This is a genomic window from Rhodococcus sp. BH4, assembly GCF_002079265.1.
Classification (GTDB): Bacteria; Actinomycetota; Actinomycetes; order Mycobacteriales; family Mycobacteriaceae; genus Rhodococcus_F; species Rhodococcus_F qingshengii.
Map to the genome: position 1 here is coordinate 2,414,139 of NZ_CP014941.1, position 21,979 is coordinate 2,436,117.

The 21,979-nt window shown below is 62.4% G+C and carries 22 protein-coding genes, 1 tRNA gene and 1 other RNA gene; 20 read left to right on the plus strand and 4 right to left on the minus strand.

Going from position 1 to position 21,979, the window contains the following annotated elements; translation table 11 throughout:
- The first annotated feature begins 28 nt into the window (after positions 1–28).
- The 3 genes from ftsX (at position 29) to A0W34_RS11215 (ending at position 2,350) form a co-directional block, all read left to right on the plus strand.
- The gene (gene ftsX / locus A0W34_RS11205) at positions 29–934 is read left to right on the plus strand and encodes a permease-like cell division protein FtsX (RefSeq protein WP_003942367.1); all 906 of its coding nucleotides are present in this window, start codon (positions 29–31) and stop codon (positions 932–934) included.
- A gap of 76 nt (positions 935–1,010) precedes the next feature.
- On the plus strand, positions 1,011–1,484 hold the full coding sequence (gene smpB, locus A0W34_RS11210; RefSeq protein ID WP_003942330.1) for an SsrA-binding protein SmpB: 474 nt from the start codon (positions 1,011–1,013) through the stop codon (positions 1,482–1,484).
- Positions 1,485–1,492: 8 nt separating this feature from the next.
- Positions 1,493–2,350 (plus strand): DMT family transporter, encoded by an 858-nt coding sequence (locus tag A0W34_RS11215; protein WP_081557686.1) that lies wholly within the window; start codon positions 1,493–1,495, stop codon positions 2,348–2,350.
- A gap of 36 nt (positions 2,351–2,386) precedes the next feature.
- Here A0W34_RS11215 and A0W34_RS11220 read toward each other — a convergent pair whose 3' ends face one another.
- Positions 2,387–2,971 (minus strand): helix-turn-helix domain-containing protein, encoded by a 585-nt coding sequence (locus tag A0W34_RS11220; RefSeq protein ID WP_065455536.1) that lies wholly within the window; start codon positions 2,969–2,971, stop codon positions 2,387–2,389.
- A 65-nt stretch (positions 2,972–3,036) separates the two neighbouring features.
- Here A0W34_RS11220 and A0W34_RS11225 point away from each other — a divergent pair, with 65 nt between their 5' ends.
- The 3 genes from A0W34_RS11225 (at position 3,037) to ssrA (ending at position 5,998) form a co-directional block, all read left to right on the plus strand.
- Positions 3,037–3,984, plus strand: a complete 948-nt coding sequence (locus A0W34_RS11225) for an NAD(P)/FAD-dependent oxidoreductase (RefSeq protein ID WP_081558790.1) — start codon at positions 3,037–3,039, stop codon at positions 3,982–3,984.
- A gap of 20 nt (positions 3,985–4,004) precedes the next feature.
- A complete protein-coding gene (locus A0W34_RS11230) occupies positions 4,005–5,561 on the plus strand; it encodes an SDR family oxidoreductase (protein WP_058038581.1) in 1,557 nt (518 codons plus the stop codon).
- A 66-nt stretch (positions 5,562–5,627) separates the two neighbouring features.
- Positions 5,628–5,998: a transfer-messenger RNA gene (gene ssrA, locus A0W34_RS11235) on the plus strand.
- 101 nt (positions 5,999–6,099) lie between these two features.
- Here the strand turns inward: ssrA and A0W34_RS11240 are convergent.
- The 3 genes from A0W34_RS11240 to A0W34_RS11250 all read right to left on the minus strand — a co-directional run bounded on the left by A0W34_RS11240 (position 6,100) and on the right by A0W34_RS11250 (position 9,414).
- A complete protein-coding gene (locus tag A0W34_RS11240; RefSeq protein WP_058038582.1) occupies positions 6,100–7,080 on the minus strand; it encodes an alkaline phosphatase family protein in 981 nt (326 codons plus the stop codon).
- Between the two features lie 101 nt (positions 7,081–7,181).
- Positions 7,182–8,483, minus strand: coding sequence for an HNH endonuclease signature motif containing protein (locus A0W34_RS11245; RefSeq protein WP_081557687.1), 1,302 nt, complete (start codon positions 8,481–8,483; stop codon positions 7,182–7,184).
- A gap of 109 nt (positions 8,484–8,592) precedes the next feature.
- A complete protein-coding gene (locus A0W34_RS11250) occupies positions 8,593–9,414 on the minus strand; it encodes a GNAT family N-acetyltransferase (protein ID WP_081557688.1) in 822 nt (273 codons plus the stop codon).
- Between the two features lie 53 nt (positions 9,415–9,467).
- On the opposite strand from A0W34_RS11250, the gene A0W34_RS11255 reads away from it, so the two are divergent.
- The 14 genes from A0W34_RS11255 (at position 9,468) to A0W34_RS11320 (ending at position 21,970) form a co-directional block, all read left to right on the plus strand.
- Positions 9,468–10,100, plus strand: a complete 633-nt coding sequence (locus A0W34_RS11255) for a dienelactone hydrolase family protein (protein WP_063316608.1) — start codon at positions 9,468–9,470, stop codon at positions 10,098–10,100.
- On the plus strand, positions 10,097–11,377 hold the full coding sequence (locus A0W34_RS11260; RefSeq protein WP_081557689.1) for an NAD(P)/FAD-dependent oxidoreductase: 1,281 nt from the start codon (positions 10,097–10,099) through the stop codon (positions 11,375–11,377). Before A0W34_RS11255 ends, A0W34_RS11260 begins: the two co-directional genes overlap by 4 nt.
- The gene (locus tag A0W34_RS11265; RefSeq protein WP_054826108.1) at positions 11,368–12,111 is read left to right on the plus strand and encodes a DUF1365 domain-containing protein; all 744 of its coding nucleotides are present in this window, start codon (positions 11,368–11,370) and stop codon (positions 12,109–12,111) included. The genes A0W34_RS11260 and A0W34_RS11265 overlap by 10 nt, the downstream gene beginning before the upstream one ends.
- Entirely contained in the window at positions 12,108–13,397 is a 1,290-nt protein-coding gene (locus A0W34_RS11270; RefSeq protein ID WP_003942339.1) for an SAM-dependent methyltransferase, read from the plus strand. Before A0W34_RS11265 ends, A0W34_RS11270 begins: the two co-directional genes overlap by 4 nt.
- Positions 13,394–14,710 carry an SAM-dependent methyltransferase gene (locus A0W34_RS11275; RefSeq protein WP_081557690.1) on the plus strand — a complete coding sequence of 439 codons (1,317 nt, stop codon included), beginning with the start codon at positions 13,394–13,396 and terminating at the stop codon, positions 14,708–14,710. Before A0W34_RS11270 ends, A0W34_RS11275 begins: the two co-directional genes overlap by 4 nt.
- On the plus strand, positions 14,707–15,510 hold the full coding sequence (locus A0W34_RS11280) for a DUF1295 domain-containing protein (protein ID WP_037130102.1): 804 nt from the start codon (positions 14,707–14,709) through the stop codon (positions 15,508–15,510). Before A0W34_RS11275 ends, A0W34_RS11280 begins: the two co-directional genes overlap by 4 nt.
- Positions 15,511–15,533: 23 nt before the next feature.
- Positions 15,534–15,911, plus strand: coding sequence for a fluoride efflux transporter FluC (locus A0W34_RS11285; protein ID WP_058038587.1), 378 nt, complete (start codon positions 15,534–15,536; stop codon positions 15,909–15,911).
- On the plus strand, positions 15,908–16,252 hold the full coding sequence (crcB, locus tag A0W34_RS11290; protein ID WP_003942344.1) for a fluoride efflux transporter CrcB: 345 nt from the start codon (positions 15,908–15,910) through the stop codon (positions 16,250–16,252). Before A0W34_RS11285 ends, crcB begins: the two co-directional genes overlap by 4 nt.
- Positions 16,253–16,349: 97 nt before the next feature.
- Positions 16,350–17,987, plus strand: a complete 1,638-nt coding sequence (gene pgm / locus A0W34_RS11295; protein WP_081557691.1) for a phosphoglucomutase (alpha-D-glucose-1,6-bisphosphate-dependent) — start codon at positions 16,350–16,352, stop codon at positions 17,985–17,987.
- A gap of 42 nt (positions 17,988–18,029) precedes the next feature.
- Positions 18,030–19,283: an MFS transporter gene (locus tag A0W34_RS11300; RefSeq protein WP_003942326.1), complete on the plus strand. Its 1,254-nt coding sequence runs from the start codon at positions 18,030–18,032 to the stop codon at positions 19,281–19,283.
- Between the two features lie 25 nt (positions 19,284–19,308).
- Positions 19,309–19,797: a MauE/DoxX family redox-associated membrane protein gene (locus A0W34_RS11305; RefSeq protein ID WP_003942318.1), complete on the plus strand. Its 489-nt coding sequence runs from the start codon at positions 19,309–19,311 to the stop codon at positions 19,795–19,797.
- Between the two features lie 42 nt (positions 19,798–19,839).
- On the plus strand, positions 19,840–20,583 hold the full coding sequence (locus tag A0W34_RS11310; protein WP_007731305.1) for a DsbA family protein: 744 nt from the start codon (positions 19,840–19,842) through the stop codon (positions 20,581–20,583).
- Between the two features lie 145 nt (positions 20,584–20,728).
- Positions 20,729–20,801, plus strand: a tRNA-Ala gene (locus tag A0W34_RS11315).
- A 125-nt stretch (positions 20,802–20,926) separates the two neighbouring features.
- A complete protein-coding gene (locus A0W34_RS11320; RefSeq protein WP_232330019.1) occupies positions 20,927–21,970 on the plus strand; it encodes an NAD(P)/FAD-dependent oxidoreductase in 1,044 nt (347 codons plus the stop codon).
- Positions 21,971–21,979 lie beyond the last annotated feature (9 nt).

Sequence of the window (21,979 nt, forward strand, 5' to 3'; positions counted from 1 at the left end):
GCCTCTCGAAAAGGAATCGGATTCCCCGATGCGCGCCAGCTTTATTTTCAGCGAAGTCCTGACCGGCCTACGCCGCAACATCACGATGACCATCGCCATGATCTTGACGACGGCGATCTCCCTCGGACTCTTCGGCGGCGGTCTGCTGGTCGTGCAGATGGCAGGCAAGACCCAGCAGATCTTCCTCGAACGCGTCGAGGTGCAGATCTTCCTGACCGACGACATCTCTTCGGCCGATCCCGGTTGCGAGCAGGAGATCTGCAGTTCGTTGCGCAAGGAACTCGAGCAGACTCCGTCCGTCGTCGCGGTTCAGTACCTCAACCGCGAAGACGCCGTGAAGGACGCCACCGAGCGCGTGTTCAAGGACCAGCCCGAACTGGCAGCGCTGGTGAGCCCCGACAGCTTCCCGGCGTCGTTCAAGGTCAAGCTCAGTGACCCGGAGCGGTTCGGCGTCATCAACGACACCTTCGGTTCGAGGCCCGGCGTCGAGAGTGTGCTCAATCAGCGCGAGTTGGTGGACCGACTGTTCAGCGTGCTCGGTGGAGTGCGCAACGCAGCGTTCGCGATCGCGATCGTCCAGGCGATAGCGGCCATCCTGCTCATCGCCAACATGGTCCAGATCGCCGCGTTCACGCGTCGTACCGAGGTCAACATCATGCGGTTGGTCGGCGCGACGCGTTGGTACACCCAGCTTCCGTTCCTCCTCGAAGCCGTCGTGGCGGCCTTGATCGGTGCGGTGCTCGCCATTGCCGGGCTGTTCACGGCGAAGAACGTCTTCATCGACGGGGTCCTGTCCGACGTCTACGAAGCAAACATCGTGGCGCGGATATCCAACAGTGACGTGCTGTTCGTCTCGCCGATCCTCGTACTTGCCGGTGTCGGAATGGCCGCGGTGACGGCGTACGTGACGCTGCGTCTGTACGTCCGCGAATAATCGGTTTGCACGAGCTTCTATGCTGGAACAGCAAGAACCATTCGACAGCAAGACAGCGGACTGAGAGGCCCGGACAGTGAAGGAAAAGGGCCGCAAGGTCATTGCGACCAATCGCAAAGCACGCCACAACTACACGATCATCGACACCTACGAGGCCGGTATCGCTCTCGTCGGGACCGAGGTCAAGAGTCTGCGTGAAGGCAAGGCGTCGCTCGTCGACGCGTTCGCCACGGTGGACAACGGCGAAGTGTGGTTGCGCTCGTTGCACATTCCGGAGTACACGCAAGGCACGTGGAACAACCATTCGCCACGTCGTACCCGAAAGCTCCTGCTGCACAAGCGTGAAATCGAGCACCTCGTCGGCAAGACCCGCGAGGGAAACCAGACGCTGGTCCCGCTGTCGATGTACTTCAACGACGGCAAGGTCAAGGTCGAACTCGCACTGGCAAAGGGTAAGCAGGACTACGACAAGCGCCAGGACATGGCCAAGCGCACCGCCGAGCGCGAGGTGACCCGCGAGCTCGGTCGTCGTATCAAGGGCATGCGCTGACCTCCATCCTGCTTGCCCTCGTGGCGGCAGTTGCCTACGGAGTCAGCGACTTCGTCGGGGGAGTTGCGTCACGACGAGTTGCCGCACTGCGTGTGGTGATCGTCTCGTATCCACTCTCGCTCGTCATCGTTCTGATCGCAGCACCTTTCGTATCCGGGACGCTGACGCCGAACGGTCTGATCTGGGGTGCGATCGCGGGCGTCACGAGTGGTCTGGCGGTCTGGTGGTTCTATCTCGCGCTGGCAACCGGCCCCATGTCGGTGGTCTCGCCGCTGACAGCTGTTCTGGTGGCGGGCATTCCGGTGCTCGTCGGCTTCGCTTTCGGTGAGCGGCCGGGGTTGATCGCGTACCTGGGTATTGCCGTCGCGCTGGTCGCCGTCGTCCTGGTCAGCCGCGAGTCGCCTGACGACACCGCGGGTGAGGTTGCCGGCGGAATCGCCCTCCGCTTCACCAGACAAGTGGCTCTTCTGACCGTCGGAAGCGGTGGCGCATTTGCACTCTCGTTCATCGCACTTCACCAGATCGGCGAGGGCAGCGGGCTGTGGGCGTTGGCCGTATCTCGAGGTGCCGCGACCGTCGTGGTGTGGTTGGTCGCGCTGGCGGCCGGTCACTTCGTTCTCCCACGAGGCGAGCCACTCAAGCTCGCGGTGTACGTCAGCGTCCTCGACGTCGTCGCGAACGGGACGATGATCTACGCCTTCCAAGGCGGAATGCTCTCACTGGTCAGCGTGATCGGTTCGCTGTATCCGGCTGCGACGGTTCTGCTCGCCATGGTGATGCTGGGCGAGCGGGTAAGCCGCGTGCAACAAGCGGGAATGCTGTTGGCGCTGGCGGCAGTCGGCATGATTGCCGTCGCGGGCGCCTAGATTTTTTCGAGTTCCAGCGTTTTCAGTCCTAGCGTTTCAGCCGCGTCTGTCGGCCGGCGCTGCGCGTAGGTGAACCCGCTCGCCTTGTTTTCCGAAGAGGCTGATCGCCTCGGCCGGCCGGCCGTCGGCAGCACTGATGCGGTGCGGGATGTGCGTGTCGAACTCGGCGGCCTCGCCTGCGCCCATGATGAAATCCCGATCGCCGAGTTGGAGTCGGATGCGCCCGGACAGAACGTAGACCCACTCGTAGCCCTCGTGGGATCCCGGTTCGCGATCGTCGTCGGTGGGCGAGATGATCATCTTGTAGGCCTGCAGATTGCCGGGTTGACTGGTCAGCGGAATGACCGTCATACATCCGACCGTTCGAGGTTCTTCTCGAACGCGGGGGTCCTTGATCTTGCTGTTCACCAGGTCGTCCAACGGGACGCCGTGTGCCTTGGCAATCGGCAGCAGCAACTCCAAGTTGGCTCGGCGAGTACCGGATTCGAGTCTCGACAGTGTGCTGACGCTGATGTCGGTGGCCTCCGACAAATCGGCCAGGGTCATCCCGGACTGTTGGCGCAACGCACGTAGGCGAGGGCCGATGCCGGCTAGTACGGCTTCGAACGATGGTTCGGTCATGCACTCATTTTGCCAAAGTGGCAACAGTGTTTGTCAAGACTGCGTTCTCTTGTCATTCTGGATTCATGACGCAGAACTCATTCGACGTAGCAGTAATCGGAGCCGGTGCGGCAGGCCTCAACGCCGCACTCATTCTCGGTCAGGCACGCAGGTCCGTGATCGTCTTCGACAACGGATCGCCACGGAACGCGGCCGCCGACCACATGAACGGATTCCTCTCCCGTGACGGCATGAACCCGGCAGAATTGTTGACCATCGGCCGAGGTGAGGTCCGCAAATTCGGCGGCGAGTTCCATGACGGCACCGTTGTCTCCGTGACACGGGACGGCGAGAAATTCTCGGTAGAACTGGCTGGCGGCAGCAAGATTCAGGTGCGCAAGGTGCTTGTTTCGACGGGTCTGACGGACCGCCTACCGGTAGAACTCGAAGTCTTCGGCGAGCGTTGGGGCCGCGATGTGTTGCACTGCCCGTACTGCCACGGGTACGGCGTGCGTGATCAGCCGCTCGGCGTGATCGCCAAGAGCGCGGAATTTGCGATGCACCAGGCGCTCATGGTTCGCCAGTGGTCCGATGACGTGGTTCTCTTCCTTCATCGCATCACCGAACTGAGTTCCGAAGATCGGGAAAAGCTTGCGGCTCGCGGTATTTCGATCGTCGAGGGTGAGGTTGCCGGTCCCGTCGTCGAGGATGATCGGTTGGTGGGCGTGCGGTTGGCCGACGGCAGTGTGGTCGCGCGTTCGGCGGTCTTCGTCGGTGGCGCCCTCACGATGGACCCCAACGATGCGATCTTGCGCGCATTCGGTGCGCAGCGCGCCGAGACGATGATGGGCGATTTCGTCACAGTCGACATGATGGGGGTCACAAGCGTGCCCGGCGTGTTCGCCGCGGGCAATGTCGTGGACCCGGGTGCCCAGGTCATCATGGCCGCAGCCGCCGGGGCGAAGGCCGGAGCGGGGATCAACATGATGTTGACCAACGACGACCTCGGGGTTGCACTCGCGCTTCGCAGTTGAATTGTGCGTAGCGTGGGGTGATGGACGCAGTGAGAGTGTTGATCACGGGTGCGACCGGATACATCGGCGGACGTCTTGCCCCTCGCCTGGTCGAAGAGGGTCATCGAGTTCGAGTGGTGGTGCGCAGCCCGGAGAAACTACGCGATGTTCCCTGGCACGATTCCGTGGAGATCAAGCGCGGGGATCTGACCGACAGTGCCACCCTCTCAGGTGTTTTCGATGATATCGACGTGGTCTACTACCTCGTTCACGCCATGGGTGGGGGAGGGTCGTTCTCGGATATCGACAAGCGAAGCGCGGAGAACGTCGCCGCCGCTGCCCGCGATGCGGGGGTGCGACGGATCGTCTACCTGGGCGGGCTTCATCCCTCCGACCGAGAGTTGTCGACTCACTTGCAGTCCCGGCTCGAAGTCGGTCGGATCCTGCTCGACTCCGAGGTTCCGACGGTTGTGTTCCAAGCTGGAGTGGTGATCGGATCGGGTTCGGCGTCCTTCGAAATGGTGCGCCACTTGACCAATCGGCTTCCGGTGATGACCACACCCAAGTGGGTGCACAACAACATTCAGCCGATCGCGGTGCGTGACGTACTCCACTATTTGATTGCAGCCGCGGCGACGACGCCGGAGGTCAACCGCGCCTTCGACATCGGTGGGCCGGATGTCATGCAGTACGGCGAAATGATGAACACCTACGCCGACGTCGCTGGATTGGTACGCCGACGCATCCTCGTCCTGCCCGTCCTCACCCCGCGTCTGGCAGGTCACTGGGTGGGATTGGTCACGCCGATCCCACGAGGTTTGGCGATGCCCCTGATCGAATCCCTGCAGAACGACGCGGTGATGCACAATCACGACATCGACGGCTTCATCCCGCCTCCCGCCGAGGGCCTCACGCCGTATCGAGAAGCGGTGCGACTGGCACTTCGAAAGATCGACACCGGTGAGGTGGAGACGGCGTGGTCCGGTGCAACGATCGCGGGCGCTCCATCCGATCCTCTTCCATCCGACCCGGATTGGGCCGGCGAAGCGGTCTACGTCGATCATCGCGAACGTGACTGCGCGGCGGATCCGAAAACCCTCTGGTCGGTGGTCGAGTCGATCGGCGGCGAGAACGGTTGGTATTCATTCCCTTTGGCGTGGGCCATTCGGGGGTGGATGGACCGCGCGGTCGGTGGTGTCGGACTGCGCCGGGGCAGGCGGGATCCACGCCGGCTCAACACGGGCGAAGCCCTGGACTTTTGGAGGGTCGAAGAAATCGATCGAGGCAAGTTGCTCCGATTGCGCGCCGAGATGAAGGTCCCGGGCGGAGCATGGTTGGAGTTGCGAGTATCAGAAGGCCCAGCCGGTGCCGACGGACGGCCGGTGGGTTCCCACCTCGATCAACGCGCGGTCTTCTTCCCTCGCGGGCTCGCGGGTCGGGCGTACTGGTATGCGATCCTGCCTTTCCACGGAGTCGTCTTCCAGGGGATGATCACCAACATCACCGGTGCCGCCGAGCGTGAGATGGCTGCAGTGCAGGAAACGGCTGGGGTGCAGGAATCAGCTGGGGCGAAGGACACGGAAAGTGCCGCCGATTAATTGGTATGACTTCCGAACTTCGGCGCGTTATAGTGAATAGACCCACGAAAGACGCGGGGCACACACGGGGCTGAACGGTTTCGACTGCGTGTGTTGAGTTAGGGGAAGCGTGTCGGTGCAGGCAAGAGACCACCGTAAGCGTCGCTGCAAACCTATAAGCGCCGATTCCAATCAGCGCGACTACGCTCTCGCTGCCTAAGTAGCGAAGCGTGTCTGTCAGCCCGGGGTTGCCCTCGACCCGGTTCCTGGCATCAGCTAGAGGGCTTTACTGTTCGGCTCGGTCACGGAGTCGGATGGGACATCAAACAGTGACTGGGATCGTCATCCTAGCTTGTTCGCGAGACTGGGAGATCCAAGTAGAGACTTAGCGAACTGCACACGGAGAAGCCCTAGCGATTCAACGTAGGACCCGGGTTCAATTCCCGGCAGCTCCACAACAGGTCGGGCCGGAGAGCACACGCTCTCCGGCCCGACCTTTTTGTTGCCTTGCTGCTGTTTTGTTGCGGCGCTTTGCTGCCGCGCTCGGGACTTCTTGCGATCAGGAGCCGAAGAATCCCAGGTCGACCGAGCCGACGAAGCCGGGAGCTTCCTTGGCCAGCGGCTTGCCGTCCAAATCGGTAGGCAATGCAACGCCCAGGCTCTGGAGGATTGTCGGGGTGATGTCGGCGATCGTGTACGAGTCTGTGTTCTTACCGGCCGCGTATCCCGAGCCGCGTGCTATGACGAATGTCGTTGCTTCCGCGGGTGTCTGACCGCCGTGCCCGCCGGTGGGCTTGTGCCCATGATCCGCAGTGACCAGTACGGTCCACTTCTCACCGGTCTTTGCTGCGCGCTGATCGACGGCATCGACAATCTTGCCCACCTGAGCATCGACCGAGGCGATGGACTCTTCGTACGCAGCGCCGTTGGTGCCGCCGCTATGTCCCGCGCCGTCCACCTGATCGAGTTGGGTGAAGATCAGGTCAGGTCCCTTGTCTGTGATGTCGCGGGCGACGGCGTCTGCCGTCGCAGCGTCGGTGGCCGCTCCGGAACCTGCATCGGCCGTGGTGACGACAACGTCGGCTTTCGGTGTCCCACTGGAGGCGATGTTGTCGATGCCGCCCCAGGTGGAGATCGATTCGGTGAGGAGGGAGGGCTTTGCTGTTTCCAGCCGGGTGAAGACGCTCGGGTAGAGGTCGAAGCGGGCGCCCGCGTACGTGTTGTCCTTGACTCCGTGCTTGGTATCCCAGACTCCGGTCAGGATGGTCGACCACGACGGTCCGGAGATGGTGGTGTGGCCGAGGATGGAAGATTCTCCGCTGGTTCCTTCGGCGATCAGCTTCTGGAGGCGGGGAGCGTCGGCGGTCTTGATGTGGCTGAGCATAGTGCCGTCGAGGCCGATGACAACTGTCTTCTCGGCGGCCGACGGATTGAGGTCGGACGATCCGGGAATTGCTGCAGCAGTTGCAGTTCCGGCAGCAACAGCGCCGGCGAGGAGGAGTGTGATAGCGGCTGAGGTGCGTGCGATTTTCTTGGTCACGCTAAGCATCTTGCGATAGGACTAGACCAATTGCACTACCTGGATGTGAGGGTTGTCCTGTTGTTCACGGCAGATTCAGATTGGACTAGACCAATGTTTCCTCAGGCGGCCCAACCGTCGAGGATGACGCTGACCGCGTGATCGAGGTGAAGGGGCTCGCCGTCCCATCTTGGGATGATCGCGTCGTCGGGTATGTCTCCGCGCAGTAGGCCATCAGCGAATCCCTCGGTCGGTGGTGCTGGGTCGATGACGTCACCATTGGCGTAAAGGAACTCGAACTTCTGCTCGCCGAGAGCAGTGATCGTGAACTGGCCGTCATGCAGCGCGCGGTGGCAGGTGCCGCACAGCATGATCAGATTGTCCAAGTCCGTATTTCCGCCGCGTCCCCAGAATTTCACGTGATGTGCGTGTAAGAAGCGAGTCCGCCCGCAACCCGGTGTGCGGCAAGATCCGTCGCGGTAATTCAATGCCAGCATTTGTTTGGCGCTGACGACGCGGGTCCTTCGGCCCAGATTCAAAACGCATCCCTCCTTTGTCGTTCCCAGGCGAAGTTTCGCGTTGCAGAGCACTTCCTCGGCGGCACTTTGGGGGAGCGCGGGTCCACTCGGTACACGGACGGTGTTCGCTTCGTGAAAGAACACAACTTCGTTCGCGGCGGCCTTGGACGTGCGGTCTGTGACTGCGGCGGTGGCGAGCTCTGCCATCGCGACGAGTCCTGGTCCGATATTTCCGGCCGGGTTCTTTGTAGCCTTCTCGTCGACAGGGCGGATGGCAGCGGTTCGGGTGCGTTCACGTTCCGCCGCCGCCAATGCTGCGAGGATTCGGGCGCCGTCCTGTGCGGGCAGGCGTCCTTTGATGACAAACTCGCCCGTATCAGAGTCCCAATGCCAGCGGACCTGAAGATGTTCGGGCGCTTTGCTTTTGCCGGATTCATTGTCGGTTGCTTTACGCAGACCTGCGGCGAGACGATCGATCTGGGCTGCGGGCGCCTCGCATCCGAACCGAACCATCTGCTTTTCGTTTGACGGCGTGGTGACCCGGGTGAGTGCGCGAACCTTCGAGTAGGACAGCCGGCCTTGCTCGAAGGCCTTCCGCATCTCGGGCAAAGGTCGGAGCGCTTTGGCGACGCGAACATATTCCCTGCCGGTGTGCAGGCTCATTCCACATTTCCACGACAGCCAGTGGGCGCATGAATGCAGTCCAGGGCCGGACCAGCCGCGGTCTTCGTCGAACTTCGACAGGAGGGTGAGGAATCGAGCCGTGGCCGCGGCGATCTGGCCGGCGAGAGCGCAGATTTCGGAGCCGAGTTGCTCTACGTCGCTTCGGGTGGAACCCTGCGTTTCTTCATTGATCAGTGCTGCGGTATCGGTCAGTTCTGCGGTATCGGTCAGTTCTGCGTTCATCGTTGCCCCCGGCGCGTGTCCGACATTGTTTCGAATGTACGTTCGATAATAGATGCCAGTACCGACACACATCCGTGGATGAGGACGGAAAGCGTCCCCGCGGGGACGTCTAACCGCTGCCGATCGAGTACTCGGCGTAGGTACCGACATCCTCGAAGCCAGCGTTTCGATAGAGCTGTGCGCCGTCGCTGGACGCCTGAAGTACAGCGGTTCGGGCACCTCGCTCGCGGGCGATGTCGAGTGCGGCAAGGGTGACCGCCGAGCCGAATCCGCGTCGGCGCGCCGTTTCGAGTGTGACGACCCCATACAGTCCGGCGACGTCGGCGGCAAAATGGACCTCGGCTCCGGCGACAGGCTGGGAGTTCGCGTATCCCACGACAAACGAACTCCGCGAGCGCTCATCGAGGATGTCATCGGCGGTGTCTTCGAAGAAACGTATTACTGCGGTTGAGGGCGGCGACCAATTGGCGGCCATCACGGCGGCGTAGTCGGCGAGCTGCGAACGAGTCGTCACTCGCTGAACGCACAGTTCTGAGACAGGCGTTGGGCGTGGGACGACGTTCAAGTCTGCCGTCATCGCTCTTTCTTCCTCGGAGTGCACGCAGCCGAGGGCTGACAAGCGAGCGCCGAGGTCAGAGGGCTTGTCGCGCGGACCTGTCCACCAGGAGAACGGACGACCGGTTGCTCGAAGCCACGCGAGTACGTCGAGTAGTCGTCGGTCTTCTTCCGGGCCTTCAGCAGCAGGTACAGCGAAGCGCGCACCAGCGATGATGTTGAAAGTGTCGTCGGTGAGGCCGCTGTCTGCGACGACAACATCTGCAGAGACCGTGACCGATCCCGTCGGCAAGTGTTCATGCAGGTGGCAGGCATGGGATACCAAGTTGGCGTCCATGGCGTCGAGGACATCGCCGACGAGTGCTTCACGATTCACAAAAGAAATTCTACGAACCCCATCCAAATGGTTTTCGGCTCCGAATGCCGTGTATGACGCCCAACCGACGGCAACAGCAGGACGGTGACCAGCACCTGGTGGTGCTAGTGCTGCCTGGAGGAAAGGTATCGAGCCATCGCCCGGCTCGCGCCTGGCATCTGTCCAACCTTCGGATGTGCCCGTTCACCGCTCAGCTTCGCCTCTCCGGTGTCAAGGCGGTGCAGGCTCGCTATCGAGTCCGAGGTTGGAACGGTGCCGAGCGCAGTCCGGTCGCCGACGCCCGCGCCGCACTCGACGCGATAACGAAACGTAATTCACAAGCTCAGGTGATCCTGCTGGGGCACTCGATGGGCGGACGGGTCGCCGCCGAACTATGTGGCGATCCGGCGGTGGTCGGTGTGGTCGCGCTGGCGCCGTGGTGGCCCGATGGAACGTCGGTGAATCTGCGTTCGGACACACCACTGTCAGTCCTTCACGGCACGGCTGACTCCTGGACCGATCCGGAGGTGTCGCGGCGAAAGGTCGACGAACTGCAGGCGTCGGGTAAGAGCGCTGAATGGATCGGCATCGACGGCGCAGGCCACTTCATGCTCCGTCGGGCGGCGACTTGGCATCGCCTCGTCGCGGATGCAATCGCAGGAATGAGTCGCGGGGTAGCCGCAACAAAGATGGGAGAACGACGATGAGTTCCGACAATCGCAAGGTGGCCGTCGTCGGTAGTGGTGTCGCAGGTCTGACAGCGGCGTGGGTGCTCAGTAAGGACAGTGACGTCACCCTCTACGAAGCGGATTCACGGCTCGGCGGGCACGCGGACACCCATTCGGTCACCGACCCGGAAGGGCGAAGCCTCGCCATCGACACGGGGTTCATCGTCCACAACGATCGCACCTATCCGACATTGTTGCGATTGTTCGCAGAACTAGATGTGCCTACGCAGGAATCCGATATGAGCATGTCGGTCAGGTGTGGGGGGTGCGGGCTCGAGTACTCGGGAGGCCAAGGGTTGCGCGGCGTTCTCCCGACGCCGGGGCTGCTGGTGAACGGCAGTTTTCTGTCGATGTTGATGGAGGTCAAGCGCTTCCACCGCCGTGCCCGCGCATTGCTCGACAACACGGATCCGTCGGCACCTGACCAGACACTTGGGGTGTTTCTGCGCAGCGGCCGGTTCTCCGACTACTTCACCGCTCACTTCATGACTCCGCTCGTGTCGGCAGTCTGGTCGTGTGATCCCGGCTCGGCGCTGAAATATCCCGCGCGGTACCTGTTCTCGTTCCTCGATCACCACGGAATGCTGAGCGTCACTGGATCGCCGACCTGGCGAACAGTCACCGGTGGATCGGGCGAATACGTTCGTCTCGTCGCCAAAAGTATCGGGGATATCCGACTCAACACGCCGGTGCGCGCAATCCACCGGTTCGACGATCGCGTCGACATTCGTGACGGCGACGACCAGATCCAGACCTTCGACGCAGCCGTGGTCGCAACGCATCCGCAGCAAGCGCTGAAGATTTTGGCGGATCCGACGCCTGTCGAATCCCAGGTCCTCGGTGCAATGCCGTACTCCGTCAACCACACCCAACTTCACACGGACGAAAATGTGCTGCCCGGCAACACCAATGCGCGCGCGTCGTGGAACTACTACATCCCTGAATGCAACGCGAAGCCGGATCACGTTCTGGTCAGCTACGACATGACGAGGTTGCAGCGGCTGCCGGAGACCGGCCGGCGCTACCTGGTGACGTTGGGGGGAGACGAAATGGTGGCCCCGGAGTCGGTGATCGATCAGATGACCTACGAGCATCCGCAGTACACACCCACCTCCGTCGCCGCTCAAGCGCGGCTTCCTGAGCTGGACTCGGACGTACTCGCGTTTGCCGGCGCATACCACGGATGGGGCTTCCACGAGGACGGTGCACTCTCTGGCCTGCGCGCCGCCGAACGCGTCGGAGGTCGGTGGCCGTGACTACTCCCATCACGCCGTCCATCGTTCATACGAGCATCCGGCACGTACGAACGGAGCCGCTGCACAACGAGTTCGAGTACCGAAGCTACAGCTGGCTCGTCGACGTCGACGATTTGCCCGAGCTTCCGAAGGCTTTGCGGCCCTTGGCGAAGTTCGACGCCGGGGATCACCTCGGCGACCCCACTCGATCGATTCGTGCCAACGTCGAGACTTTTCTGGCAACCAACGGATTGGAGTTCGCCGGCGGTCGCATCCTCATGCTTGCGAACGCGCGTGTGTTCGGCCATGTATTCAACCCGCTGAGTGTGTTCTGGTGTCTGAACGACGACGGCAGTCAGCGGTGCGTCGTTGCCGAGGTTCACAACACCTACGGCGAGCGGCACTGCTACCTGCTCGAAACCGACGAACGTGGCGCGGTTCGCACGTCCAAAGAGTTCTACGTATCTCCGTTCAACGATCTGGACGGCGAGTACCGGATGCGACTTCCGCTACCCGACACCGCGCTCGCGCTCTCGATAGTTCTGGCCCGTGACGGCAAGGCGCCCTTCGTGGCCACGGTGTCCGGTCGTTGTGTGCCGGCGACGACGCGCGAGATCGTGCGCAGTGCGCTCGCCATCCCGCTGGCTCCGCTCCGAGTCGCCGCGCAGATCAGATTTCAAGGAATCCGGCTGTGGGCCAGGCGCTTACCCATCGTTCCCCGACCGCAACATCACCCGCAGGAGGCAGTGCAATGACCACAACCACTCTCGGCACCGAACCTTCCGCTCACACGATCGAAACCGAGCGGTGGCCTGGCGTCGCCACCGTGCCGAGCGGGCTCAAAGTGCGGGTTGCATCACCGGTTGCCCGCGCCCTGTTCCACAAGGCGGTCGCACGTTTGCCGCTGCGTGTCCAGATGCCCAACGGTGAGTTCTCCGGTGGCGGTAGCCCCGATTCGCCGTTGATGGTCATTCACCGCCCAGACGACTTCGCTGCTCGTGTGGGGGACAGTGGTTTGATCGGATTCGGCGAGTCTTACATGGCGGGCGATTGGGAAGCATCCGACCTCACTGCGGTCCTGGAAGTCTTCGCCTCCCGCGTGGCGACGCTCATTCCCGACTTCCTGCAGCGGCTACGAGGCCTCTACATTCCGAAGCAGCCTCGCAGTGAACGGAATTCGACGCAGAACACGCGCTCGAACATCTCCCGGCACTACGACCTCTCGAACGAGATGTTCGAACTGTTCCTCGACGACACCATGACGTATTCCAGTGCCCTCTTCGAGGATCTGTCGGTAGGGGCGACCCCATCGTGGGACGTGCTCGCAGCGGCGCAGCATCGGAAGATCGATCGACTGCTGGATGGCGCAGGTGTCGGACCCGGTTCGCGAGTGCTCGAAATCGGCACAGGCTGGGGAGAATTGGCGATCCGAGCTGCCCAACGGGGAGCGACGGTGCGCTCGGTGACACTTTCGGTCGAACAGCAGGAATTGGCAGCGAAGCGGATAAGCGCTGCGGGACTGGCAGATCGCGTTCAGGTCGACCTTCTCGACTATCGGCAGGTACAGGGGGAGTACGACGCCGTTGTGTCGGTCGAGATGATCGAGGCCGTCGGCCACCAGTACTGGGGAAGCTACTTCCAGACGATCGACGCCCTGCTGGCGCCGGGTGGGCGCGCGGCGATCCAAGCCATCACGATGCCGCACGATCGAATGCTCGCGACCCGCAACACCTACACCTGGGTGCACAAGTACATCTTCCCCGGCGGATTTCTCCCGTCGGTGCGGGCGATCGAGGACGTCACCGAGCGCATGACAACCCTGCGGGTGCGTGAGCGGATGTCGATGGGCGATCACTACGCGCAGACGTTGCGACTGTGGGACGAGCGATTCAGCGCTCGCACCGACGAGGCGTCCGCGCTCGGGTTCGACGCAGTGTTCGCGCGCATGTGGCATTTCTATCTCTGCTACTCCGAGGCGGGGTTTCGGTCGGGGTATCTCGACGTCCAGCAAATTGTTCTCGATCGGAGGAACCAGCGATGACTGCCACAGTGGATCGAACGACACAAGGTACCGGCGTTGCGGGTCGTCTCTCGGACATCCTCAGTCCACTTGTCGGCGGCGAACTTCCGGTGCGGTTGACTGCATGGGACGGCAGCACGGCAGGTCCGGAAGATGCTCCGAAAGTGACGCTCTACAGCCCGAACGTTTTGCGACGCTTGCTCTGGAATCCCGGCGAGTTGGGGGCTGCGCAGGCATATGTTCTCGGTGAACTCGACGTCGAGGGCGATCTAGGCGATGCACTCACATACGTGTGGAAGGTGTCTGCCGAGCGGGGGCTCGGGTCGATTACCCCGACACCCTCGCTTGTCCTGGCCGTGGTCAAGGCTGCGCGATCCTTCGGTGCTTTCGGGAGACCTTTGGCTCCGCCGGCGTCGCAGGCTCAGGTGAAGGGGCGCCTGCACAGCCTCGCCCGCGACCGCGAGGCGATCGGGCACCACTACGATTTGTCGAACGATTTCTACCAATTGATCCTCGATGAGAACATGGCGTACTCCTCGGGCTATTGGACTTCCGATGCACCGGACTACACGCTCGAAGACTCACAGACAGACAAGCTGGACCTGGTGTGCCGCAAGGTCGGTCTCGATCGAGCGCGAGGCTTGCGGTTTCTCGATGTCGGCTGTGGTTGGGGCTCGCTCAGCCTGCATGCAGCGCGGGAGTACGGCGCCAGGGTTGTCGGAATCACGATCTCGGCGGAGCAGAAGGCTTTTGTCGACGCGAAGGTCCGCGCGCTCGGTTTGGAAGACTGGGTCGAGATTCGCCTCCAAGATTATCGAGAGATTCCAGACGGTCCCTTCGATGCGGTCGCGTCCATCGAGATGGGTGAGCACGTCGGTGAGGACAACTATCCGACGTACGTGAAAGCGCTCCACGACAATGTTATTGCCGGTGGCCGTGTGCTGATTCAGCAGATGTCCCGCACTGGCCCGCACCCCGGGGGAGGTCCGTTCATCGAGTCGTTCATCGCGCCGGACATGTACATGCGGCCCGTCGGTCGCACTGTTGCGATGATCGAGGAAGGTGGACTCGAAGTGCGGGACGTCCACGCCCTGCGTGAGCACTACGTGCGGACCGTCGACGCGTGGGTCGAGACCTTCGAATCGAACTGGGATCGCGTCGTGGAACTCGTAGGTGTCGAAGTCGCCCGGGTGTGGCGTCTCTACCTCGTCGGCGGAGGGATGGCATTTCGGGACGGCAGGATGGGCGTCGATCAGATTCTGTCGGTCCGGCCGCACGGTGATGGTCGATCGGGTATGGAACCGGTACGGCCGCAGTGGGTGTCGCGGCGATGAACGGATTCGACTGGGGCGCGTTCGGAGTGGTCACACTCACGAGTCTGCTGGCGATCGCCGTCGGAATGGCGGTGACAGCCACGATCGGTGTACGGATCGGGCGCCACAACGTTGTCGACGTGTCATGGGGCGCCGGCTTCGTTCTGATCGCGCTCGTGTCCGCGATAGTGGGAACCGGCGACCTCTGGCGCCGGTTGCTGATGCTTGCGCTCGTGGCGATCTGGGGTCTGCGGTTGGCGACGCACATGGCGATTCGATCGCGTGGCAAAGGTGAAGACCCGCGGTACGAAGAAATGCTCGGACGAGCGACGGGTAATCGAACGCTGTATGCGATCCGCAAGATCTATCTCACGCAGGGGATTTCGTTGTGGTTCGTCTCCCTGCCGATCCAGGTCGCAGCAGTGTCGAACGGCAGCTTCGGACTTCTTGTCGTACTCGGAATCGCGCTGTGGATTGTCGGCGTCACGTTCGAGACGGTCGGCGACCGACAGATGGAGGAGTTCAAATCCGATCCGGGCAGCCGTGGCCACATCATGGATCAAGGTTTGTGGGCATGGACGCGGCATCCCAACTATTTCGGCGACGCGTGTGTCTGGTGGGGGATCTTCCTCGTCTCGGCGTCCGTGTGGCCGGGGGTGTTGACCGTCCTCTCACCGATCGCCATGACGTACTTCCTGGTCTTCGCCACCGGAGCGCGGTTGCTCGAGCGACACATGGAACAGCGTCCGGGCTATCGCGAGTATCAGCAGCGGACAAGTTACTTCATTCCTCGCCCGCCGAAAGCCCGCTCCGGGACGTAGGCTCTTTCGGGTGAGGCCAGAGCATGGGTGATCTGAAACTGCCGGCTGCGGTATGCGCGGTTGCCGTCGGCGGAGGGTTGGGCGCGCTCAGCCGCTACGGTCTGGGGGAGCTCTTTCCCCACATCTGGACGACGCTGGTCATCAACGTCGTCGGCTCGTTCGTTCTCGGTGTTCTCGCGGCCCTGCTCGTGCACAACAAGGTTGGGTACCTCTTTCTCGGCACGGGCTTCTGCGGCGGCTTCACCACCTTCTCGTCCTTCGCGGTTCACGCCGTGACGGAGAGTCCGTGGCGATCGATTCTATATGTTCTCGGGACGTTGCTTCCCGCGATCCTCGCTGCAGCACTGGGCAAAGGGCTCGGTGAACGCTGGATCCGCGCGCGGGACGGAGCGTCGGCATGACAGTTCTCCTGGTGGCGCTCGGCGGCGGCGCTGGTGCGAGTGGCCGGTACCTGTTGGCGCGGTATGTGCCCGCGTACAAGGGATTTCCGGCTGCGACGTTCGCCGCGAACGTGATCGGCTGCTTCCTCCTTGGATTGTTCACCGGGGCAGCTCTTTCCACCGAGATGGCCGCACTTCTGGCGACCGGCTTCTGCGGCGGCTTGTCCACCTATTCGACATTCGCGACCGAGAACGTCGGGATGATCGAGAGGCGCCAGACGGCGCTTTCTCTGATCTACATCGTCCTCAGTCTGATCGTGGGACTGTCCGCTGCGTGGTTGGGAATCCAGATCACGGATTGACGGATCCGGCGCCGAGCGTGCACGCCACGCGGCCAGGGTAGACAATTGTCCACAGTCGCGTCGACACAGTGGTCGACCACCGGGCCGAGGGGGATTCGTGGCGCACGAACGAGCAGGACAAGTGGCTCTGCCAGAGGATCTGATCAATGTTCCTCATCTGGTCACCGCGTATTACACGCGCACTCCGGATCCTGAGAACCCGATGCAGCAGGTACTTTTCGGCACTTCAGGACATCGCGGTTCCAGTCTCGACTCGGCGTTCAACGAAGCTCATATCCTGGCGACAACCCAGGCGATCGTCGAGTACCGCGCTTCGCAGGGAATCGACGGCCCGCTGTTCATCGGCCGGGACACACATGCGCTCTCGGAGCCGGCCTGGCTGTCGGCCTTGGAGGTCCTGGTCGCCAACGACGTCGTCGTCCTCGTCGATTCACGCGACGCCTACACTCCCACCCCGGCTGTCAGTCACGCGATCTTGCGATACAACTCGACGGGTCCGGAGGCCAAAGCCGACGGCATCGTCGTGACACCGTCACACAATCCGCCTCGTGACGGTGGCTTCAAATACAACCCGCCGCACGGCGGGCCCGCGGACACGGATGCGACGTCGGTTATCGCCGATCGAGCGAACGAGCTACTGCGCAAGGGGCTTTCCGGGGTACGGCGTGTGACGGCGGCACAAGCGCTGGACCGCGTCGAACGCTACGACTTCCTCCGCTACTACGTCGAAGACCTCCCCAGTGTCCTCAACCTCGACGCGATCCGCGATGCCGGAATCACGATCGGTGCAGACCCCCTCGGCGGGGCAAGCGTCGACTACTGGGGCGCGATTGCCGAAACTCACCGACTCGACCTCGAAGTGGTGAATCCTCTCGTCGATCCGACCTGGCGGTTCATGACGCTCGATACGGACGGCAAGATCCGCATGGACTGCTCGTCGCCCGACGCGATGGCGTCGCTGATCGGGATTCGGGATCGCTACGACATCGCGACCGGAAACGATGCGGACTCCGACCGCCACGGCATCGTCACTCCCGACGGCGGTTTGATGAACCCGAATCACTATCTGGCCGTTGCCATCGAGTACCTGTTCGCGAACCGGCCAGGTTGGGGCGCAGATACCAAGGTCGGCAAGACCCTCGTGAGTTCCTCGATGATCGACCGTGTCGTGAGCAGCCTGGGCCGCGAATTGCTCGAGGTTCCGGTCGGGTTCAAGTGGTTCGTTCCCGGATTGCTCGACGGGTCTGTGGGATTCGGCGGCGAGGAAAGCGCCGGCGCGTCCTTCCTCCGACACGACGGTTCCGTCTGGACGACGGACAAGGACGGCATCATCCTTGCGTTGCTCGCGTCGGAAATCACCGCGGTGACGGGAAAGTCTCCGTCAGCGCACTACGCCGCGTTGGCCGAGAAGTTCGGGAGCCCGGCGTACGCACGTATCGATGCGCCCGCGACACGCGCACAGAAGGCAGTCTTGGCAAAACTGTCTCCCGACCAGGTGAGTGCAACCGAGCTGGCGGGTGAACCGATCACCGCGACACTGACTGCCGCGCCCGGAAACGGCGCGGCGATCGGTGGTCTCAAGGTGACGACGGAGAACGCATGGTTTGCAGCGAGGCCGTCCGGCACGGAGGACGTGTACAAGATCTATGCCGAGTCGATGAAGGGCGCCGATCATCTGGCTCAGGTTCAGGCAGCGGCCAAGGACTTGGTGTCCAGCGTCTTGGAGGCGAACTAGCCCGCGGACCGCTCATGTCGCCCGGCTAGAATTCCGGGCGACATGAAAACTCGTGCAGCCAAGCTGCCACAGGAAATTTGGGTACTGGTCGCCGCCAGCTTCGTCATCGCCCTCGGATTCGGGTTGGTCGCCCCGGCACTACCTCAGTTCGCGCGCAGCTTCGACGTATCGGTCACCGCCGCCACGATCGTGATCTCGTCTTTCGCGTTCATGCGGTTGGTGTTCGCGCCGATGAGCGGCACTTTGGTACAGAAACTCGGTGAGCGGCCGGTCTACATCGTCGGCCTTCTCATCGTCGCGGTCTCGACCGGTGCGTGCGCTTTCGCGGGGGAGTACTGGCAACTTCTGCTGTTCCGGTCGTTGGGCGGCATCGGGTCGACCATGTTCACGGTGTCGGCCCTCGGGCTGATCATTCGCATGTCACCGTCGGACAGTCGCGGCCGCGTGTCGGGTCTGTACGCGACAAGCTTTCTCATGGGATCGATCGGCGGCCCGCTGGTCGGCGGTGCGCTGTTGCAGTTCGGTCTGCGGATGCCGTTCATCATCTACGCAATTGCGTTGGTGATCGCCGCGCTCGTTGTCTTCGTGAGCCTGCGTGGATCTCATTTGGCGTCACCGGACAAGGCTGTCGATGTGAAGTCGATGACTCTCACAGAAGGCCTCCAGTCTCCGGTGTACCGGGCAGCGCTCGGATCGAACCTCGCCTTCGGTGGCGTGATCTTCGGAGTTCGCGTTGCCATGGTTCCCCTGTTCGTCGTCGAGTTCCTCGGCCGAGACCCCTCGATTGCGGCCTACGCCCTGACGATCTTCGCCGTCGGCAATGCGTTGGTGTTGATCGTCTCCGGACGACTCTCGGACCGCTTCGGACGCAAGCCCTTTGTCGTGAGCGGCCTACTCATCTGCGGTCTGGGAACCATCGCAATGGGATTCACCGACAACCTCGTGGTGTTCTTCGCCATTGCCGCAGTGACTGGTGTCGGCTCCGGCCTCATGAGTCCGGCCCAGCAGGCCGCGGTTGCCGATGTTGTCGGATCGACGGCCCGAGGCGGACCCGTTCTGGCGGTATTCCAGATGATGTCCGACATCGGTGGGGTAGTGGCGCCGATTTGTGCCGGACTGATCGCCCAGCATGTGTCGTACTCGGCGGCCTTCGCGGTGATGGGAGCCGTAGTAGTCGTGTCGGCGACGGGGTGGTTGTTCGTCCCGTCGCGAACGAAGCCTGTCGAATCCGTTGTAGAAGATCTGACTGATGTGACGGTGCTAACGGATACTCCTGCGCGGACAAACCTGGACTGACCGGGCATTCTGTACTCTCGATCGGGTGGCAATTCGCATCGTGAGTCTTGTGGCCCGATTGGGTTTGGCGGCCGTCTGGCTGATTTCCGGGGGACTCAAGTTCTTTGATCCCGTTCAGACGAAGATCGCGGTGCGCGCCTATCAACTATTGCCCGAGTCACTGGTGGGTCCGGTGGCGACGGCTCTTCCCCTGGTCGAAATAGTCCTGGGCCTGCTGATCCTCGTCGGGTTGGCGGTGCGAGCATCCGCTGCAGTCTCGGTGGTCATCCTCACGGTTCTCATTGCGGTGATCATTTCGGTGTGGGCCAGGGGATTGTCCATCGACTGCGGATGTTTCGGCGGCGGAGGTGCAGCCGACGTCGGCGCTTGGGACTATTCGAAGGAGATTCTCCGCGACCTGGGCTTCTTGGCACTTGCCGTCTGGCTGCTCGTGTTCCCGCGTTCGCCACTCGCGTTGGGGCCCGGATCACGCGCGGCGTTCTCAGTGGATACTCAGTCTTCAGTGGCAAGGTAAGCAATCGGTAAATCGTTTCGACGCACGAAGGACTGCATCAGCGTGAGCACCAAGAGCAGCAAGAACAAATACTCTCCGGAACCGGTCTCGAGCCGCTCCACCTACATCATCGGTGGCCTCGCGGTGCTCGTGATCGCGGCCCTCGTCATCGGCGGTGTCTTGTGGACGAACAGCAAGAACAAGCCCCAGAACGACGGTTACGGCTCCGTGCAGAGTTCCGAAGTTGCCGTCACGGTGCAGGACAACGGAGTGGTGCTGCTCGGCAAGCCCTCCGCCGCGACAACCATTGATCTCTTCGAGGATCCGCTGTGCCCGGCCTGTGCTGCTCTCGAACACCTCAGTGGCCAGGCTCTCGCGGCCGCCGTCGACAACGGTGACGTCGCCGTGCGGTACCACATGCTGAACTTCCTCAACCGGGCCTCGGGCAGCGGTGACTACTCCACACGGGCCGGCGCCGCTCTGCTCTGCGTCGCTCAGGGTGGTGACGCGATTGCGTACTCCGCATTCCACAACAAGCTTTTCGCGACCGACACGCAGCCGGCCGAGGGCGGCAGCAGCGACCACACCAACGACGACCTCGCCCAGATCGCTCGTGATGCGGGCGCATCCGAGGACGTGGCAACCTGCATCTCTTCCGGTACCAACGTCGAAGCCGCCGCGGCCAATGCCGCAGCCGCCAGCCAGGCGCTCAAGGATGTCGGGTCGAACGGGACGCCCACGGTAGTGGCGAACGGCAAGATCGTTGACACGGGCAGCAGCGACTGGGTTTCCAAGCTTTCCTCCTGAGCTGAAGCGGCCGCTCCGACGAGGAGCGGCCGCTTCGCTCTGACCAGGCGATTTGTTGCCCAGGAGTCAAGTGGTGTAACTTTCTTCCAGCAAGCGGAAAGCAGAACAGCCGCTGCGAGTTCGACTGTTAGAGCGAACTGAATACGGGGCTATGGCGCAGCTGGTAGCGCACCACACTGGCAGTGTGGGGGTCAGGGGTTCGAGTCCCCTTAGCTCCACCCGAACAAATGCTCTGCACCAATCGGTGCAGAGCATTTGTTGTTTTCGTGCGCAATACTGTCCGCTGTGAGGCCTGATCGGCCCGTGCATCTCGGTACGGAGACCAGCGGCGGAATGGGAAATCGTGCGCGCACACGTGGTGGTGATCGGTGCAGGATATGCGGGCGCCATGGCAGCGAAGCGGCTCCATCAGATGATCGCGGCTGGCTACGACGCGACGGTCTCGTTCGACAGGGCGCTACCGCGTGCGGCACACCAAGTCTTCGGAGAGGTGACGACGATCGAGGCGGGGCTCGGCAGGCTTACCCTCGACGACGGCAGTGTGCTCGACTACGACTATCTGGTCTACGCAGTCGGAAGTGGGCAGTTACCCAGCACTATCGGCGGGGCGGCGGAGCACGGGTTCAGCGTCTCCGAATTCGAGGACGCGGTTCGCCTCGAATCCAGACTGGCGACACTCGACGGGAAGGCTACGGTCTGCGTTGTCGGCGGCGGTCTCACCGGAATCGAGACTGCCGCAGAATTGGCTGAGCAGCGAAGCAGCCGAATCACTTTGGTGACCGGAGGAATCGTGGCCCCGGATCTGTCAGAGCGTGCGCGATCTGCAATTCTCAGAACATTGACCGATCTTGGGGTCGACATCGTCACCGAATCCCGGGTGACGCGGATCGACGGTTCGTCCTGCGAGCTTGCGGGAGGCGCACGGGTGGAGGCAGATTGCACGATTCTCGCGACAGAATTCGGGGTCCCCGATCTGGCGCGCCGAAGTGGCCTTCCCGTCGACGGTCTCGGTCGTCTGAAGGTCGACGACCGACTCGAATGCTCGTCCCACCCCAACATCGTCGGTGCGGGTGATGCGGTCGCAGTCGGTGATCTTTTACTGAGGATGAGTTGTCAGGCTGCGATTCCCTTGGGAGTCCATGCGGCCGAGACGATCCTGCATCGACTCGAAGGTTCCGCGCCGCGCCCGGTGGCTCCGAAGTTCGCAGGCCGGTGCATCAGTCTCGGGAGGCGGCGAGGTGTGTTCCAGCGGACCACTCGTGTCGACAACGCAACGGGCATGTTCGTCGCAGGCAGGGCGGGTGCGTTCGTCAAGGAACGAGTGTGTTCGTCGACGACCGACTGGGCCCTCACTCCGCGCCGCTCTTTCTTCTACAGCTGGACATGAGGAGCGCTG

What these genes read in the sequence shown, in the direction of transcription:
- A0W34_RS11230 (WP_058038581.1), top strand. Translation starts at nt 4,005, where the DNA reads ATGGACGCAGTGAGAGTGTTGATCACGGGTGCGACCGGATACATCGGC.
- A0W34_RS11280 (WP_037130102.1), top strand. Translation starts at nt 14,707, where the DNA reads ATGAACGGATTCGACTGGGGCGCGTTCGGAGTGGTCACACTCACGAGT.
- A0W34_RS11220 (WP_065455536.1), bottom strand. Translation starts at nt 2,971, where the DNA reads ATGACCGAACCATCGTTCGAAGCCGTACTAGCCGGCATCGGCCCTCGC.
- ftsX (WP_003942367.1), top strand. Translation starts at nt 29, where the DNA reads ATGCGCGCCAGCTTTATTTTCAGCGAAGTCCTGACCGGCCTACGCCGC.
- A0W34_RS11245 (WP_081557687.1), bottom strand. Translation starts at nt 8,483, where the DNA reads ATGAACGCAGAACTGACCGATACCGCAGAACTGACCGATACCGCAGCA.
- A0W34_RS11285 (WP_058038587.1), top strand. Translation starts at nt 15,534, where the DNA reads ATGGGTGATCTGAAACTGCCGGCTGCGGTATGCGCGGTTGCCGTCGGC.
- crcB (WP_003942344.1), top strand. Translation starts at nt 15,908, where the DNA reads ATGACAGTTCTCCTGGTGGCGCTCGGCGGCGGCGCTGGTGCGAGTGGC.
- A0W34_RS11260 (WP_081557689.1), top strand. Translation starts at nt 10,097, where the DNA reads ATGAGTTCCGACAATCGCAAGGTGGCCGTCGTCGGTAGTGGTGTCGCA.
- A0W34_RS11300 (WP_003942326.1), top strand. Translation starts at nt 18,030, where the DNA reads ATGAAAACTCGTGCAGCCAAGCTGCCACAGGAAATTTGGGTACTGGTC.
- A0W34_RS11270 (WP_003942339.1), top strand. Translation starts at nt 12,108, where the DNA reads ATGACCACAACCACTCTCGGCACCGAACCTTCCGCTCACACGATCGAA.
- A0W34_RS11255 (WP_063316608.1), top strand. Translation starts at nt 9,468, where the DNA reads ATGACGCCCAACCGACGGCAACAGCAGGACGGTGACCAGCACCTGGTG.
- A0W34_RS11275 (WP_081557690.1), top strand. Translation starts at nt 13,394, where the DNA reads ATGACTGCCACAGTGGATCGAACGACACAAGGTACCGGCGTTGCGGGT.
- A0W34_RS11225 (WP_081558790.1), top strand. Translation starts at nt 3,037, where the DNA reads ATGACGCAGAACTCATTCGACGTAGCAGTAATCGGAGCCGGTGCGGCA.